General features: G+C 50.0%; 14 protein-coding genes and 1 tRNA gene. 4 read left to right on the top strand and 11 right to left on the bottom strand.

Going from position 1 to position 16118, the window contains the following annotated elements; genetic code table 11:
- Positions 1-163: 163 nt before the first annotated feature.
- A complete protein-coding gene (locus ACEVG1_RS06230; RefSeq protein WP_374742718.1) occupies positions 164-1201 on the top strand; it encodes a LacI family DNA-binding transcriptional regulator in 1038 nt (345 codons plus the stop codon).
- A 244-nt stretch (positions 1202-1445) separates the two neighbouring features.
- Here ACEVG1_RS06230 and ACEVG1_RS06225 read toward each other — a convergent pair whose 3' ends face one another.
- From ACEVG1_RS06225 to ACEVG1_RS06210, 4 genes are all read right to left on the bottom strand, one after another.
- A complete protein-coding gene (locus ACEVG1_RS06225; protein WP_374742717.1) occupies positions 1446-1844 on the bottom strand; it encodes a VOC family protein in 399 nt (132 codons plus the stop codon).
- A 5-nt stretch (positions 1845-1849) separates the two neighbouring features.
- A complete protein-coding gene (locus ACEVG1_RS06220) occupies positions 1850-2806 on the bottom strand; it encodes an SRPBCC domain-containing protein (RefSeq protein ID WP_374742716.1) in 957 nt (318 codons plus the stop codon).
- The gene (locus ACEVG1_RS06215; RefSeq protein WP_374742715.1) at positions 2803-3150 is read right to left on the bottom strand and encodes an ArsR/SmtB family transcription factor; all 348 of its coding nucleotides are present in this window, start codon (positions 3148-3150) and stop codon (positions 2803-2805) included. Before ACEVG1_RS06215 ends, ACEVG1_RS06220 begins: the two co-directional genes overlap by 4 nt.
- 703 nt (positions 3151-3853) lie before the next feature.
- Positions 3854-3926, bottom strand: a tRNA-Phe gene (locus tag ACEVG1_RS06210).
- Positions 3927-4112: 186 nt separating this feature from the next.
- Between ACEVG1_RS06210 and mnmA the strand changes: the two genes are divergently transcribed.
- Complete coding sequence (mnmA, locus tag ACEVG1_RS06205; RefSeq protein ID WP_374742714.1) at positions 4113-5201, top strand: tRNA 2-thiouridine(34) synthase MnmA; 1089 nt, start codon at positions 4113-4115, stop codon at positions 5199-5201.
- 67 nt (positions 5202-5268) lie between these two features.
- Here the strand turns inward: mnmA and gap are convergent, their stop codons facing one another.
- Genes gap through pfkA form a run of 3 tightly spaced genes read right to left on the bottom strand, consistent with a single transcriptional unit; the run spans position 5269 to position 8103 of the window.
- Positions 5269-6264: a type I glyceraldehyde-3-phosphate dehydrogenase gene (gap, locus tag ACEVG1_RS06200; RefSeq protein WP_374742713.1), complete on the bottom strand. Its 996-nt coding sequence runs from the start codon at positions 6262-6264 to the stop codon at positions 5269-5271.
- A 7-nt stretch (positions 6265-6271) separates the two neighbouring features.
- Entirely contained in the window at positions 6272-7120 is an 849-nt protein-coding gene (locus ACEVG1_RS06195) for a hypothetical protein (RefSeq protein ID WP_374742712.1), read from the bottom strand.
- Positions 7117-8103 carry a 6-phosphofructokinase gene (gene pfkA / locus ACEVG1_RS06190; RefSeq protein WP_374742711.1) on the bottom strand — a complete coding sequence of 329 codons (987 nt, stop codon included), beginning with the start codon at positions 8101-8103 and terminating at the stop codon, positions 7117-7119. Before pfkA ends, ACEVG1_RS06195 begins: the two co-directional genes overlap by 4 nt.
- Before the next feature lie 406 nt (positions 8104-8509).
- On the opposite strand from pfkA, the gene ACEVG1_RS06185 reads away from it, so the two are divergent.
- Positions 8510-9208, top strand: a complete 699-nt coding sequence (locus tag ACEVG1_RS06185) for an NUDIX domain-containing protein (RefSeq protein WP_374742710.1) — start codon at positions 8510-8512, stop codon at positions 9206-9208.
- A 28-nt stretch (positions 9209-9236) separates the two neighbouring features.
- Here the strand turns inward: ACEVG1_RS06185 and ACEVG1_RS06180 are convergent, their stop codons facing one another.
- Both ACEVG1_RS06180 and ACEVG1_RS06175 read right to left on the bottom strand, forming a co-directional pair.
- Positions 9237-12596: an SNF2-related protein gene (locus ACEVG1_RS06180; RefSeq protein ID WP_374742709.1), complete on the bottom strand. Its 3360-nt coding sequence runs from the start codon at positions 12594-12596 to the stop codon at positions 9237-9239.
- Between the two features lie 109 nt (positions 12597-12705).
- Positions 12706-14013, bottom strand: coding sequence for a sensor histidine kinase (locus ACEVG1_RS06175; RefSeq protein WP_374742708.1), 1308 nt, complete (start codon positions 14011-14013; stop codon positions 12706-12708).
- A 223-nt stretch (positions 14014-14236) separates the two neighbouring features.
- Between ACEVG1_RS06175 and ACEVG1_RS06170 the strand changes: the two genes are divergently transcribed.
- A complete protein-coding gene (locus ACEVG1_RS06170; RefSeq protein WP_374742707.1) occupies positions 14237-14563 on the top strand; it encodes a HesB/IscA family protein in 327 nt (108 codons plus the stop codon).
- Positions 14564-14574: 11 nt separating this feature from the next.
- On the opposite strand, the gene bshB1 is transcribed toward ACEVG1_RS06170, so the two are convergent.
- Entirely contained in the window at positions 14575-15309 is a 735-nt protein-coding gene (gene bshB1, locus ACEVG1_RS06165; protein ID WP_374742706.1) for a bacillithiol biosynthesis deacetylase BshB1, read from the bottom strand.
- A 5-nt stretch (positions 15310-15314) separates the two neighbouring features.
- Positions 15315-15923, bottom strand: a complete 609-nt coding sequence (locus ACEVG1_RS06160) for a DUF4294 domain-containing protein (RefSeq protein WP_374742705.1) — start codon at positions 15921-15923, stop codon at positions 15315-15317.
- Positions 15924-16118 lie beyond the last annotated feature (195 nt).

Raw genomic sequence — 16118 nt, 5'->3', positions numbered from 1 at the left:
CATGCAATTCGTTGACGAAAGTATATTATTTACTACTGAAAAACAAGGTGATATGAGTACATTTGTCCCAATATAATTTTGGGAACATTCCCGCAACCGTTCCCATATAAGCTTTTTTTTATTATTTTTTTTCCACATTTGTACGGATATTGAAGCAGCCACTATGAAAAGTCATCAAGTAACAATCATCGACATCGCCAAGAAGCTCGGCATCTCTAAATCCACGGTATCGCGGGCGCTGACAAACAACCCGAATGTAAATTCGGAAACGCGAAAGGCCGTGCTGGAAGTGGCTAAAGAGTTGGACTATCAACCCAATATGCTGGCGCTTGGCTTGATAAAAAATGAAACCCGGATGTTGGGTGTCATCATCCCCGACATCCAGAAGCCTTTTTTTGCGGCGATTGTAAGTGGAATACAGCACGCAGTTGATCGTATGGGCTACCGGACAATTATTGCGCAGTCTGACGAGTCGCCCCAAGTTGAAAAGGCTAACATCCAGGCCCTGATGCTGAGTCGTGTGGATGGTTTCCTGATCTGCCACACGCGAGACACGCGTAATTTTGACCAGATCAAGATGCTGTATCAAAAAGGGTTCCCGCTGGTGTCCTTTGCCCGGACCTGTCCGGAACTTCCAATACCAAAAGTGGTGGAAGACGATTTCAATGGGCTCTATACTACCACTCGGCACCTGATCGAGCAGGGCAGAAAACGCATCGCGTTGTTAGCGGGGCCCAAACACCTCCAAGCAAGCAAGTTGCGAAAACAAGGGTATATGGATGCGCTGCGGCAGCACGGTATTTCTTTTGATGGTGACCTGGTGGCTCATACACGGTTTACAACTGAGCATGTTTCCGTTGCAGTGGACCGGTGGATGGCCCTTCCGGTGCAGCCTGACGCCATCTGCACCATCTATGATGCTGGTGCCATACAGGTGATGCAGTTGCTGAAAGCGCGAGGATTGCGGGTGCCGGACGATATCGCGGTAACTGGCTTCGGGGATGACCCGGCGGCGGGCTTTGTGGAGCCCGGTTTGACGACCTTCGGCCAGAAACCTTATGAAATTGGCCTACTGGCGGGGAAAAAGATGTTGGATATCCTGAAGAGAAAGTATGTGGATACCCCCCCAGAGACTACCATTTCTCCAGGCAGCTTAGTAGTGCGGGCTTCTACCGGACCGGTTGAAGGTACCGGACTCTAGCTTGCCCTATTTTGAGCATACTGCCGTTTGCATTATGCGGATCATACCCCTCCTCACCGAAAAACCATAAGTACTGACCCCTTTCCACCGAATTTTATTACGCACATAACCATCTGTCCTGCAGCAACAAATGAGGCTATTTTGAAATTGGAAGAAAGGGGTCGATCAGTCGTGGTTTGTCCAGCCGATACCTGATCATCGCATTGCAACAGAAATCAGGTGATGTTTTCTGCCATTGGGCTATTTATTGGAGGTTCAGCTGCCACGTGACACCAAATTTATCGCCCACCCAACCGAATCTTTTACTGAAACCGTAGTCATCCAACGCCATATATATTCTCCCGCTTTCGGACAGTCTATGGAATAGGTGTTCAAGTTCGCTGTCGGTTTTGCATTCGACGTACAAGGAAATCGCCGGTGTGAACGTCCACTCGTGTTTTACATAGGTATCGCTGCACATGAATGGCTTCCCGTTCAGTTCGAATTTGGCCATCATGATCGTGCCCGCTTTAGCGGGTCCGCCCGCTCCATAACGCTGGACCTCGGTTATTTTGGAATTATCGAACAATCCGATGTAAAAGTTCATGGCCTCCTCGGCATTGCTTTCCTGGAAGGTCAGGAATGTTGTGATCTGATTTTCCATGTCAATTATTTATCCAACATTTCGTTGTCCAAAAACTCCGGCAGCATCTTTCCGATGATTTCGCCCCACCCGCCGTTGAAGCTCTTCCAGGCGAAATCCGGGGTGTCCTGCGGGAAGGTTTCCAACCCATGATGGGTGAGTATCAGCTTCGTTTGCATGCCCATTTCGGCAAGCGTGAATGTGACCAATGAATAACCGGGATGGCCCTCGTATTGCCAGCTGTATTGCAGCTTCTGCTGTGGAATAACCTCGGTGACGATGCATCGGTGGATGTACTGCGCGCCTTTATGCCCCTGGCCGGCGAACGAAAAACGGAAACCGACCTCGGGTTTGAAATCATCCAGATCGAAGTACCATTGCTTCAATTGTTCCTTATTGGCGATGGCTCGCCACACCCGCCCAATGGGTGAATCCAGGGTTTTCTCGACCACAACCGGAGCGCTTTTGACGAGTGTAGGATAGGTTTCGTAAACGGCCGCCGCATAGTGTACCGGAGTCCGGAGCTGTTCCGGTCCGTCATCTTCCGCCCCGAAGGGGGATATATTTTCGCTGCCGGCAAGCCGTTCGACCAATAGGTCAAGCATATCGTGGAAACCCGCCGGCGCATTGATGGCGTAATCATCCGTCAGCTTGCTGTAGGTGAAAACCAGCCGCGTGGTCTGTTCATCCAAGGCTGTCAGCTCCCAAACGGCCAATTCGTGCTCCCACGTCCACGCAAACCGGTTGGGTGGCTCGATGGCGACGACCTCACCGTAGGATTTGGTTTTGTCCTTATCCCTGAACTGGAACGTAATGGTGCCTCCTGGCCGGAAATCCATTTCGATGTCGGTAAACCAGAATTTCAGTTCTTCTGGACTCGTGATGGCATTCCAGACCTTTTCGATGGAATGGGGCAGCACCCGTTCGAAAACGACTTTATAGCCGTCATCTTCCGTTGTTATTTTTCCCAGTGGATTCTTCATGATTGGATATGTTTTTTGTCTGCCGTGTTGTCGGTAAAATTGTTCAGGTAACTTTCCAAGGCATCCAGTTTCTGTGTCCAGAATTTCTTATATTGGGTAATCCATTCGTTTACCTCACCAAGCTTTTCCAGCCTGGCCTCGCAGATGCGCTCGCGTCCCTGTTGCCTCATGGACAGCAGGCCGCATTCGGCAAGTATTTTCAGGTGCAGCGAGATTGCCTGGCGGCTGACGTCGAACTGTTCGGCGATGGTATTCACATTCGTCGGCTCCTTGGCGATCATACCGATGATTGCCCTGCGTGTAGGGTCGGCTATGGCCTGGAAAACATCTCTTCGGGCTTCCATAATACACAAGTATATACTTGCAAATATAAGAGCAAGTATTTGCTTGCGCAAATTTTTCCTCCATTTTATAGCAATTATGGCTCACATCGGCCAAGATACCCGCCATACAGGCAATGCTGTATTTCCGGTAACGATTGAGCATGAGGGGTGTGTAATCAAAAGAGGCGCCGCGACATCCGTTGAAAAACGAAGGCAGCCATTTATCGGAAAGAAATCGTATCCGATCACGGCTTCTTGCTCTTCCGCTGGCTTTTCTAATCGGCTTTTATCGATGCCTGTTCACGTGGATTCACTGTATCTGGAAATCCCTCCTTGCCAGTTGCGGCATCCTGGACATCAGGTAGCTCAGTATGGCGAAAGCCACGAAGACCCCGAACAGCTGATGTAGTTTCGCGCTCATGGTGACGAAGTTACGTTTTAGTTCACTACCGCAGCACAGCCAATCGCCGTGTTTGTCGAAGTGAACGGCCTGTTCAACGAATAAATTTCGCCCAACGGCCGCAGGCGGCTTTCTTTGACGGAAAAAAAGAAGACATGAACATCCGAGCATTACGTAAAAACACCATTATCACACCAAGAATGTGGAACATTCTTCGAAAATGGTTCTTTGAATATGGGGTGAACCGTATCTTTGTTGGAAAAGTTTACGCCATGGTTACGACAAAAAAGAAGGGACACCCTTCTTAGAATGTCCCTTCCTGAGTGGTACCAGCTGGATTCGAACCAGCGACACAAGGATTTTCAGTCCTTTGCTCTACCAACTGAGCTATGGTACCCTTTTTACAGCGATTACCGCCGTTTTGGGAATGCAAATGTAGCGCCTTTTTTCGTTTAAGAAAACTTTTTTTGAAAATTATTCAATGCCCTACGGCAAGCGGCTGATTGCGTTAGCGATAAAATGACAGGGTGGAAACATAGCGAAATAAAAATTAGCTGTACCTTTGCATTTTTAATCCAAGCAAATGAGCAAAAGAGGACGGGTATTAGTGGCCATGAGCGGCGGGGTAGACAGTTCTGTGGCGGCTGTGATGCTCCACGAACAGGGGTATGAAGTGATTGGGCTAACCATGAAAACGTGGGATTACGCCTCGTCGGGCAGCTCAGCCAAAGAAACCGGGTGCTGCAGCCTCGATAGCATCAACGATGCCCGTGCGCTGGCCGTCTCGTTTGGCTTTCCCCATTACATACTGGATATCCGCGGCGAATTTGGCGACTCGGTCATCGATAATTTCGTGGATGAATACCTAGCCGGCCGAACACCCAACCCATGCGTGCTCTGCAACACCCACATCAAATGGGAAGCGCTGCTGAAGCGTGCCAATAAGTTGGACTGCGAATTCATTGCCACGGGCCATTATGCCAATATCCGCTTGCAGGAGAATGGACGTTACGTGATTTCCAAAGGCAAGGACGCCCACAAAGACCAGTCGTACGTACTTTGGGGGGTCTCACAGGAAAACCTTGCCCGCACCCAATTCCCACTGGGATCGTATACCAAAGCGGAAATCAGGCAAATGGCAGCAGAAATGGGTCAGCTGGAACTGGCCAACAAGTCTGAAAGCTACGAGATTTGCTTTGTTCCCGACAACGACTATCGTGCATTTTTGCGCCACCGGGTGGAAGATATCGACGACCGAATCGGCCCTGGAAACTTCGTACTTACGGATGGTACCGTAGTGGGTCGGCACCAAGGCTACCCCTACTACACCGTTGGCCAGCGGAAAGGGCTGGGAATCGCCTTAGGACGCCCTATATTCGTTACCGAAATACTACCCGAGAGCAATACCGTGGTGCTGGGCGACGAGCACGAGCTACAACGGCGCGAAGCATTGGTAAAAAACGTGAACCTTGTCAAATACGCTACCATTGAGCAGCCGTTGGAGGCGGTGACTAAGATACGGTACAAAGATGCCGGCATGACCAGTACCATCGTACAGCAAGACGGCAACATGAAAGTGGATTTCCACCATGCAGTCAAAGGGATCGCCCCGGGCCAATCGGCTGTATTCTATGAAGGGGACGATCTGCTTGGCGGTGGCTTTTTGATGTAAGGAAAAGATAGAAGAGCCCGTCTCGTTTTAAACGAAACGGGCTCTTCGGTTAACGTTACTTATTCGCTTACGCCTTGCCGACAAGTTCTACCAAGTCAACCAATTTGTTCGAGTAGCCCCATTCATTGTCATACCACGACACCACTTTCACGAAGTTATCGTTGAGGGAGATACCTGCTTCTGCATCAAAGATCGACGTACGCGCATCACCGCGGAAATCTTCCGATACCACCGCATCTTCGGTATAGCCGAGGATACCTTTCAGTTCGCCCTCGGACGCCGCTTTAAACGCTTGCTTGATCTGCTCGTAGGTAGCTGGCTTTTCCAACCGGGCAGTGAGGTCTACCACCGACACGTCAGCCACGGGTACGCGGAATGACATCCCGGTAAGCTTTCCTTTCAACTCGGGCAATACCAACCCAACCGCTTTGGCAGCACCCGTAGAAGACGGAATGATGTTCTGGTAAGCACCGCGACCGCCGCGCCAATCTTTCACCGATGGCCCGTCAACCGTTTTTTGCGTAGCAGTAACGGCATGGATGGTGCTCATCAATCCTTCAACAATGCCGAAATTGTCGTTGAGTACTTTGGCGAGCGGTGCCAAACAGTTGGTTGTGCAGGAAGCGTTGGACACGATGGTCTGGTCCGCTTTCAGCTCCTTATGGTTTACACCAATTACAAATGTAGGGGTATCGTCTTTTGCCGGAGCAGACATGACCACTTTCTTCGCACCGGCATCGATGTGCTTTTGTGCGGTTTCTTGCGTGAGGAAGAAACCCGTCGATTCGATGATCACTTCAGCACCCACGTCGCCCCATTTCAGGTTAGCTGGGTCCCGCTCTGCCGTAACACGGATCGTTTTGCCGTTTACAACGAGATGACCATCTTTGACTTCGACCGTACCGTCAAACCTTCCGTGGGTAGAGTCGTATTTCAGCATGTAAGCCAAGTAATCCGGTTCGACGAGGTCGTTTATCCCAACAATTTCGATACCCGGGCGATTCACCGCTGCCCTGAATGCTAAACGGCCGATCCGGCCGAATCCATTGATTCCAATTTTCATTTTTGTATTAATTTTTATTTAAATAGTATTTCAACAAATTATGTATCGGTTCTTTGATGACCGTACCGATCGTGATGCCGTACTTGCCGGCTACCTCCCGCAACCATTCCTCGTACCCCGCAGCTACACTTCCGGTAAAGTTAACGGTCACACCGGGGTATTGTTTGGTAAGCGGCAAGAGGTACGTCTCGACATACAATTTCAATCCATGATAGATGGTCTTCTTTACAAATCGATGCTTGTGGTTTTCCATTACAAAATCAGCAAACGACGTCAGGAACAATGTCGGGTTCGCTTGGTTATAAACTTTATCCATAATGATCTTACGATCTATCGGATACCGCGCCACGAATTTTTCCACTAAATCTTCCGGCATGGCCTCGTTGAGAAAACCTTTCAATAGCATACGGCCTATCCAATTAGCAGACCCTTCGTCGGCCAGGATGTATCCCAAGCCAAAATTATTGTCGGCAGTCCGTTTACCGTTGAAATAAGCTGCGTTCGATCCGCTCCCCAAAATACCGATGAGCCCTTTACCGTCGCCGAATGTAGCAATGGCCGACGCCTTCACATCGTGGTCAACCGCCACTTTCGCGTTCTTGAAGAACTGTTTGAAAACCGAAGCAATCTTATCTTTCCGTTCGGGAGAGGAAGAACCGGCACCGAAAAAATAGATCCGCCTGATCTTTTCAGCATAATTGATAAGGTTGTTGTTCTTATTCAGCAGTTGGAGAACAAACCGTTCCTCGTGTAGGTATGGGTTAATCCCCATCATCCGGAAACCGGTCACAATCTTCCCGCGCTCGGCCAATCGCCAATCGGAAAACCTCGAGCCGCTGAACACAACCGCAATCATATCGATAACACTTCCATCATTTCCAACATATCCTTGCTCAATTTGAACGCCTTCTTGTTGAGCACTTCATCAAGGGGGGTCGTTTTTATTTCGTTGCCGCGCAGGCCAACCATTATCCGCGTTTCACCGGCAAGCAGTTGTTGTACGGCGGCATACCCCAAACGGCTCGCCAACACCCTATCGAAACTGCTGGGCGAACCACCCCGTTGGAGGTGGCCCAAGATAGTTACCTTTGTGTCGTAAAAATCGAATCGTTGCTTCACTTCCTTCGCCACATTGTATGCCCCCCCATTTTCCTCTCCTTCGGCAACGATAACAATGGTTGACGATTTCTTGCTCTTTGCGGCAACTTCGAGTTGATTGCACAGCGTCTCAATACCCGTTGCCTTCTCGGGCAATAAAATTGCTTCCGCTCCGCCGGCTATGCCGGCATTCAACGCAATGCAGCCCGAGTCGCGACCCATTACCTCCACAAAGAACAATCGATCATGCGAGGCCGCGGTGTCGCGTATCTTATCGATTGCCTCGATAACCGTATTCGTGGCCGTATCATAGCCCAACGTGAAATCAGACCCATATAGGTCGTTGTCTATCGTGCCCGGTATGCATACCACGGGGATATCAAATTCACGGGAAAAAACTTCCGCACCTGTAAACGTCCCATCCCCTCCAATGGCTATAAGCGCATCAATACCCGCCGCCTTAATATGGTCATACGCCAGTTGCCTACCTTCGGTGGTACGGAACGCCGCGCACCTTGCCGTCTTGAGAATCGTGCCGCCAAGCTGGATGATATTACTCACAGAACGGCTGGTCATCTCTTGGAAGTTGGCATCTATCATGCCTTGATAACCTTGATAGATGCCCACTACCGACTTACCGGCGTGCAATGCGGTCCGGACAGCCGCCCGGATACAGGCGTTCATCCCCGGGGCATCACCACCTGAGGTAAAAACCCCTACTTTCATCTGTTTACTTTTCATTTCAATTGTCAGATGGAGCCTTCGATGAATAAAATAATCATTGCCCTGTGTGCTTAATGATTATTTTATTCATGTCGGGTTCATTATGCTTTGCACTTTTCTAATAATCTTTTGTAAATTAGCAGCACGAATATAGTGTGTATTTGTTACACTATTAAATTTTTCAAGAATTATTTTTTTTTACTTGAAAGGTCTAAAGTGAACAAACTTAGATAAATTTGCTTTTATATGCAATAAAATTGCACGGCATATACAAGGAAACATCCATAAGTTTATACTTCGTAATGCATGCATGATGGCGGAGACCTCTTGAACGCGGTTGGAAAAAACGTAAGTGAAAAATCGAATTTAAAAAAGAGGAAACTTAGCTAATTAAAATCAATTCATAAACAAAACACGAGCGGCTTTGCAATCAAATTTACCACATTTACAATCGACATTTACCACTGACTGCGTTATCTTCGGCTTCCACGAGGGAGAGTTGAAAGTTTTGCTGATTGAACGTAATGAATACCCATTTAAGGGCTGGTGGGCCCTGCCTGGTTTTTTCGTACAACACAACGAAAACATCGATGATGCCGTGAAGCGGATCCTTTATGAACATACGGGCCTGCGGGGAATTTACATGGAACAATTGTACACCTTCGGCGACCTGAAACGCCATCCGCAGGGGCGTATCATCACCGTTGCGTACTATGCCCTACTTCGGCTAGACGACCTGAAAAGCCAGCCGGAGCCGATAACGGACTACGCCCGCCAAGCGGTGTGGCACCCGTTGAATAACCTACCCGAGCTCGGTTTCGACCATCGGCACATCATCGACAAGAGTATCCAGAAGGTACGCCGGAAAATCAGCTACAGCCCGATCGCCTTTGAGCTGTTGCCAGAGAAATTCACACTCACGCAATTGCAGCAACTCTACGAAGCCATTTGGGGCCGGAAGCTGGACAAACGTAATTTCCGCAAAAAAATGCTGAATTATGACATCCTAAAGGAGTTGTCTGAATTTCAACGCGGCGTCTCCTACCGTGCCGCCCGGCTATATAAACTCGATAAGCGCAAGTATGCCAAGGTCTTCCAGAACGAATTAACATTCAGCCGGTAGATTGGCAAATGCGGCCCTGACCAGCTAACTACAAGAGGGTCAATAGCCTTTCACGGTCCAACGTCCGGAAAAACGAGGAACCCTCGCTAAGCAGGCCGTCGGCCAGTATGTTTTTGGTTGCCTGCAATGCCAACACCTTTTCTTCGACGGTATTGGGCGTAACCAACCGATAGGCCATTACGCTTTTCTCTTGGCCGATCCTGTGCACGCGATCGATCGCTTGGTCTTCCACGGCCGGGTTCCACCAGGGGTCCACTAGGTACACCACTTCGGCCGCAGTAAGGTTCAATCCGGTGCCCCCGGCCTTGAGACTAACCAGGAAAACCCGCACTTCGGGGTCTTCTTGAAATTTGCGTACCACCTCCCCACGTTGCCGCGTACCACCGGTAAGACTTACATAAGACACCCCGATTTCCGTCAACATCTCCCCCACCAGCTGCAACATCGTCACAAATTGAGAGAATATAACCATTTTATGATGCGGGGCCTTATCAGTCACCTGTTCCTTCAATAGCTCGATTTTAGCAGAAACGGCCGTATTCAACATGCCATCCGGTAGCAACGCGGGCGAATTGCATATTTGCCGCAGGCGGGTAAGCCCGCGCAGCACATGCATCGGACTTTTATCCAATTCATCGCCCGAAAGCGCGCATACGAAGTCGCGGAACTCCTTCTCATAGGCATGGTATATCTTGCGCTGTTCGTCGCCCATATCACTGTATAGTACTTGGCATACTTTTCCGGGCAATTCCGCCGCTACTTGCTGCTTGGTACGCCGAAGTATAAACGGTTGTATCTTCTGGCGCAATTCCTTCCTCCGCGGCTGGTTTTTAAACTTGTCAATAGGCTTGGCATATACGTCCCGGAAATACCGTTTATCGCCCAGCAAACCGGGACAAGCGAATGACAACTGCCCATATAAATCAAATGAGCTATTTTCAAAAGGTGTCCCGCTGATGGCAATGCGATTGCGGGCGTGCAGCAATCGCACGGCTTTATATCGCTGCGACTCCGGGTTCTTGATGTTTTGGGATTCGTCCAGGTACACGTAATTGAACGAAAAGCCTTTAAGGAAACCTATATCGGATAGCAAGGTGGTGTAAGACGTCAGCACCACATCGTAACGATCCAAGGACGCCGTGTCTTTCACCCGGTTCGAACCATACCTCGTCAGTACCCGCAAAGACGGCGCCAAGGTATTCAGCTCCCGCTCCCAATTGAAGATCAGTGTGGCGGGCGCCACCACCAGATCGGTACCCAACCGCCCACCTTCGCGTTGAGACAGCATAAACGCGATGATTTGCACGGTTTTTCCCAGACCCATTTCATCGGCCAATATCCCTCCGAACCGGAAGGTATCCAGAAAGTGGAGCCAATTGAGTCCCTGCTGCTGGTAAGGGCGAAGCGCCACGGTGATTCCCTGCGGTGCCGGTACCTCGGGCATGGCATCGAAACCTGCCACCCGTTTGCGGAGCTCTTCGATTTCGGCATCAACGGATGCATCCAGCGCCGCCCGGTCGTACAGCGCCGCCACCTTTTCGAAATTGGCTTTAGCAAACCGGACGGTATCATCGTCTACCACTTCCCCCGCATTAAAGTAAGTCGAAAATTTATCGATCCATTCCTGCGGAAGGATACCCATCGTACCATCGCCTAGAGCCACGTACTTGCGCTTATTGCGCAACGCTGCTTGGATTTTCTTCAAGGAGGCCTTCTTTTTACCGAAACGGACATCGTAGATCGCATTAAACCAGTTGATTCCGCTTATCACCTTTATATCGATCGAAATCCTGTACGGACTCAGCTTGTTATCCGTAAGCTCATTAAATCCGTATACTTCAATGCCTTCTTCGCGCCACACATCAAATGCGGGCAAAAACCATGTCTCATCGAGAAAATGCTTCTTATGCAAGTAAAAATAATACAGTTGATTGTCCAGTTGCTCGGGCAGGTACCGGTGTTGTTTGATGAGTAACGAAATAAACGCCAGCTCGAAATCGGCATCCCTGGGTACACTGAAGTCTCTGCCCTTCCCGTCGATGGCCGTTAGTTGCCTTTCGGTACGGATTGCTACCTCGGCCTCTCCATACCGGACAACCGGAATGATCATCACGTGATTGCCGAAGTCCGATAAATAAAGCAGCCGCGCCGGCAAATCAGAAAAGCCCCCTTCGGCAAGCTGCCGTGGCGTACCGGGCTTCACGTCGGCATATTCGATCCGGATCGTGGCCGACAACTTATCCAGTAGTTCGCGCCGGAACTCCTTGTATTTGCTTGCGTGGATGAGCAACCGCCCTTCCTGCTCTTTCAATAACGTCACTATACCTAACAAAGGCGTGTTATCCAACAGGTACAACGTGTCTTTCACACGCAAGAAGTATCCGAAATAAAGCGGTAGCTCATGCAACGGGTACACACAGCCGTCTAGGGTAACAATGCCTGTGATGGCATAAAAAGGGCCCGAAGCCCGGACGGACAAACTTACCATGCGCGGCACAACGGATACGTCCACCGCCACCAATGTTTTGGACGACAACGTTTCGCCCAATTGATCTTCGTGGCAATAAAAGGGGTATTTGTGTCCATGCTTCAAAATGGTACGCAATGCCGCCAAATCCGACGCTTCGCGTTCGCCCTCGTTAATTTGCTGGATCGACGCTATCGCTGCATAAAATTTAGCCTCCGCTACGTCCTCGGCCACCGAGACCAAGTCAAGTGGTTGCAAGCGGGTAAACGGCGGTTTTACTTTTCCCGTTTTCGTACGTCCCGCCTGCATCACATCCACCCGGATATGCCGGTAATATTTGTGCCTGCTGATCACTACTATTCGCTCTGATGATGGGTGCAACGTTTCCTGCTGCCGGTGTAGTTTTTCGGCAGGGTCCTCCCAGCTCCGTTGCTTTACCGAATGGAGCGATAGCAATCCAGGCAAACGAGGCTGCACAACCAACCGACCTTCAACAAGCACTGGCAGGAAATAGCGTTCGAGGTCGGCTTCATGTTCCAGCCCATAGGCAGCGGCTGCTTGTTTCATCCGCTGGTAGCGCAACGCCGGCCGATAAAACACACCCAGTTCATCACGTCGCATGATTGCCGTCAGTACAGTAGATTCGAGCGTTGTAAGTGTAGTCCCTTCAACAGGTGCATCACTCGAAATGGTTAGGCCGCCGTCCTCCTGAACCACCGCAACCCGCTTTCGCTCACCGTCCACCGCAAGGCAGTCAAACACCCCGCTATTGACCGAAAGCTCTAGGGGCCGGACAGCCAGTACCATCCGTGCTTCGATCGGAGCCTGGTCTGCACTGGCTAACGCAACCGCCACTTCAGTCAGCTGGTCCAACGTGGTATCGGCAAAAACAAAAACATGGAGACGGGGCGAGTCGAGCATCCACAAACTTAGGCAAAATCTGCTTATGTGATAGTAAAACACACAGAGCTAATAACACATAAATTGGCGTACCAACTTTTATGGAGAAATAAAATCGCTATAGGCGGTATCAGTCCGCAACCGGCAACCTGAGGCGGAAAGTGGTGCCCTTTCCTTTCTCGCTCTCAAATGTCAACGTGCCTTTAAATGCATGGGCATACTCATTGCACAGGAATAATCCCAAGCCAATCCCACGTTCGTTATTGGTACCGTAGGTCGACCGGGTTTTCAGCGAAAACAGTTCCGCCTGCTGTTCCTCGTCAATACCGATGCCATTATCTGCCACCACGAGCTCGCATTCCTCGCCTACCCGCATTCCCGTCACGCGGATACGACCGGCCGGCAGCGTGAATTTAATGGCATTGGCCACAAGATTGCGGACAATCAGCTGTAGCATATCACGGTCTACCAAGGCGTGCAACGAATCATCAATATCCGCTTCCAGCGAAATATCTTTCTGATGGGCGTAAATCTTTTGCACGTCAATGACCGGCTTCAGCACCTGTTGGATATTATTTCGCACCAAGGCCAACCGAAATCCGCTCAACTGGCTTTGCGACCATACCAACATATTGGAGAGCATTTCCTGTGAACCGTGGAGCGCATTTGCCAACCCGCTTTCGACCTGCTTACGCTCGTCGGGCGTGAGGCGGTCGCTGGCGACCAACCGCACATAGCTGTGCAACGATGACAGGGGAGCTTGTAAATCATGGGAGATAATCGAAAACAGCTTTAATTTTTCGTCATTCATCTTCGCCAATTCGATCGACTTCCGTTCGGCCGAACGCCGTTCCCGGTTATAGGCTTCCTTCAAATATGCCAGGCCGAAAAAACAGACAAAAATACCGGTGGCATACGCCACGCCCATATCGACAAACTGGGCCTCGCTATCGGCGTAGGTGACCATGATGGTTTGCGGATAATGGTACTCCACCAACAATAAGCCGATGCCCACCAACAAAAAAAGTACCAGCCACAGTCCATACAGTCTTTTGGGAGACATGATGATGATGAGGATGAACGACAGCAAGAACGACAGCAACGAAGCACCACGCACCCCGGCACTGAAGAAATAATTAACTGAAAACAGGAGAATACCTGCGCTAGATGCCATAATCACCCCGGGGACCAAGCGCTGCCGAAAACGCCCCAGGTAATAAGCAACACCTATCAAACCGGTGAAGACGACGAATATAACGGACGTCGTTTCCAACCCTAAAAAATAATTGAAGGGGATATTGAAAACCATGATAAAGATGGCAATCAAACAAACCGAATTCAACAGTCGGGTCTCTAACGGCAATTGTTGACCACCGATCAAGAAACTCAGCCATCGCCGCGCGACTTCCCGGCCGTTTTTAGGATGTTCAGTGGTCATGGCGCAAAAGTACTAAACTAATCGAGGAAATTTTTAATCTAAAGGTTAATTTATATTCGCGCATTTACAGAATATGACACGGAGCAAACCTAATGGGCGCGGGCATTCCACAAATATTCCGATATTTGCATATCCGCCGGGATGAGTGCCTTTGCAAACGCCCCGGGTGGAAGGGCCGGACCGCCGCATCGCGGGGTCCGCCATGTACTTAATTAAGTAAGGTATGGTAACGGTAACAGAAAAAGCAAAGCAACGTATCCTCGACATTTGGGCCAAGGAGAACTATGACGAAACCTATTTCATCCGGGTTGCCGTTGAAAGCGGTGGTTGTTCCGGGCTCAGCTATCGCCTCAACTTCGACAACGAAGAAAAAAAGGGGGACCAAGTGTTTGAAGACAACGGCATCAAGATATGCCTCGACATCAAATCCTACCTGTATTTGGCGGGCACCGAATTAGACTATTCGGACGGCCTTAATGGCAAAGGCTTTGAGTTCCATAATCCCAACGCATCGCGCACCTGCGCCTGCGGAGAAAGTTTCGCGGTATAGCGGGCTAGCCGTTATTTCAACACAAACAGATCGTCGACCCCCAGCAACCGCCGGCAAGTAAACCCTTCGGCATACGTTGCCCCGATATACTTGCCGTATTCCCTCGCCCGCCCTTCGATGTATTCCAAAAAGTCAGGTTTTGAGATGTAAGTCTCTGGTTCGTCCGATCGGTATGCATCACTATGGAACTGCGAGCTGTACGCCTTGATCGCCCGGATTTTATCCGACCAATGGTCTGTCACATCCAATACAATGTCCGGCTTGATGTAATAGTCCTGGATCAACTGCAACACCAACCGCGGGCGGTGGGGCATTTGAGGCATCCCACCATCGGCACGGGTTTCTATTTTCCGCAACCCCGCGAGAAAAACCGAATCGTTGACCAAATCACCTGCCCTGCCATGATCGGGATGGCGATCTACCAGTGCATTGGAAATGATGATTTCCGGACGGTATTTCCGAATAGAGCGGATAACTTCCAGTTGGTGGGTCTCATCGTTGCGGAAAAAGCCATCACGCATACCTAGGTTTTCCCGCACATACAATCCCATTATTTCGGTAGCCCTGCGGGCCTCCTCATCACGCGATTCGGCCGTTCCGCGTGTGCCAAGCTCGCCACGGGTGAGGTCGACAACACCTACCTTCTTCCCCAGTTGCACGTGCTTAATAATGGTGCCCCCACAGCCCAATTCGGCATCGTCCGGATGCACAGCGATGACCAGTATATCCAGTTTATTGTTGTTCATATATATTAAAAATACCCGTAACCCGGGCGGCGCTCCAAGCTGCGTATAATATTTTCTATTTCGAAGTCGTCTTCGGCACTGTAGGTGTTTTTGAGGTTATGGCCAAACACCCGGGCAATCGATTGGTAGAAAAATGCCGTAACCCCACCCCGCAAATCCTTTACTACTTCATAACTTGAATTGCCCGTTTGGCGGTCAATCAACTTAATCAGTATTTCACCCTGCGAAATGGTCAACTTCTTCACCTCACGGTTGAACATATCCTTGATTTCCTTTTCGCACGCTTTCACCAGCTGTTTTTGCTCACGCCGATTGCCCGTCACTGCTAGGTCCCGGTAGAGTTGCTGGTACTTTTCTTGTGCATATTTGGCATATGGCAATACCTTAATGACGTTGTAACGCAACCGGAGGTAGCGTGCTTTGTCTTCCGGGCTCTTGAACACCCGGGTACGGGTAACGGTTACCTCCGGAACCAACATCCACGGCAACCGCTCGCCTTCCACCAGCGTCGTGGCCACCATGCGTCGCTGCGGCCGCTGGCTATCGGGTCGGTTCGAAAGCGTATCTTGTCCATACGCCCCCCCCGCCAGCAATACAGCACCTATAAAAAGCATCAGTCGGAAGTGAGCCATATTATGCAATATCCAATAATTATCCGTACATTTATATGGTTGATCAGGTGGGCCGCCCGCGGCTCACCGATACCATCATACGGATATACAAACTTAGATAAAGTTGCGTTGATATGCAATTATATTCGTGTGGCACAAAAAAGGCGACAACGATTACAATGGAAATAGAGACAAGGC

Source organism: Parapedobacter sp. 2B3, assembly GCF_041925275.1.
In the GTDB taxonomy this organism is placed as follows: domain Bacteria; phylum Bacteroidota; class Bacteroidia; order Sphingobacteriales; family Sphingobacteriaceae; genus Parapedobacter; species Parapedobacter pyrenivorans_A.
This window is presented reverse-complemented; position numbering and strand designations above follow the sequence as displayed.

What these genes read in the sequence shown, in the direction of transcription:
- ACEVG1_RS06215 (WP_374742715.1), bottom strand. Translation starts at nt 3,150, where the DNA reads ATGGAAGCCCGAAGAGATGTTTTCCAGGCCATAGCCGACCCTACACGC.
- gap (WP_374742713.1), bottom strand. Translation starts at nt 6,264, where the DNA reads ATGAAAATTGGAATCAATGGATTCGGCCGGATCGGCCGTTTAGCATTC.
- ACEVG1_RS06225 (WP_374742717.1), bottom strand. Translation starts at nt 1,844, where the DNA reads ATGGAAAATCAGATCACAACATTCCTGACCTTCCAGGAAAGCAATGCC.
- ACEVG1_RS06170 (WP_374742707.1), top strand. Translation starts at nt 14,237, where the DNA reads ATGGTAACGGTAACAGAAAAAGCAAAGCAACGTATCCTCGACATTTGG.
- ACEVG1_RS06220 (WP_374742716.1), bottom strand. Translation starts at nt 2,806, where the DNA reads ATGAAGAATCCACTGGGAAAAATAACAACGGAAGATGACGGCTATAAA.
- ACEVG1_RS06180 (WP_374742709.1), bottom strand. Translation starts at nt 12,596, where the DNA reads ATGCTCGACTCGCCCCGTCTCCATGTTTTTGTTTTTGCCGATACCACG.
- bshB1 (WP_374742706.1), bottom strand. Translation starts at nt 15,309, where the DNA reads ATGAACAACAATAAACTGGATATACTGGTCATCGCTGTGCATCCGGAC.
- ACEVG1_RS06230 (WP_374742718.1), top strand. Translation starts at nt 164, where the DNA reads ATGAAAAGTCATCAAGTAACAATCATCGACATCGCCAAGAAGCTCGGC.
- pfkA (WP_374742711.1), bottom strand. Translation starts at nt 8,103, where the DNA reads ATGAAAAGTAAACAGATGAAAGTAGGGGTTTTTACCTCAGGTGGTGAT.
- ACEVG1_RS06175 (WP_374742708.1), bottom strand. Translation starts at nt 14,013, where the DNA reads ATGACCACTGAACATCCTAAAAACGGCCGGGAAGTCGCGCGGCGATGG.
- ACEVG1_RS06160 (WP_374742705.1), bottom strand. Translation starts at nt 15,923, where the DNA reads ATGCTTTTTATAGGTGCTGTATTGCTGGCGGGGGGGGCGTATGGACAA.
- ACEVG1_RS06195 (WP_374742712.1), bottom strand. Translation starts at nt 7,120, where the DNA reads ATGATTGCGGTTGTGTTCAGCGGCTCGAGGTTTTCCGATTGGCGATTG.
- mnmA (WP_374742714.1), top strand. Translation starts at nt 4,113, where the DNA reads ATGAGCAAAAGAGGACGGGTATTAGTGGCCATGAGCGGCGGGGTAGAC.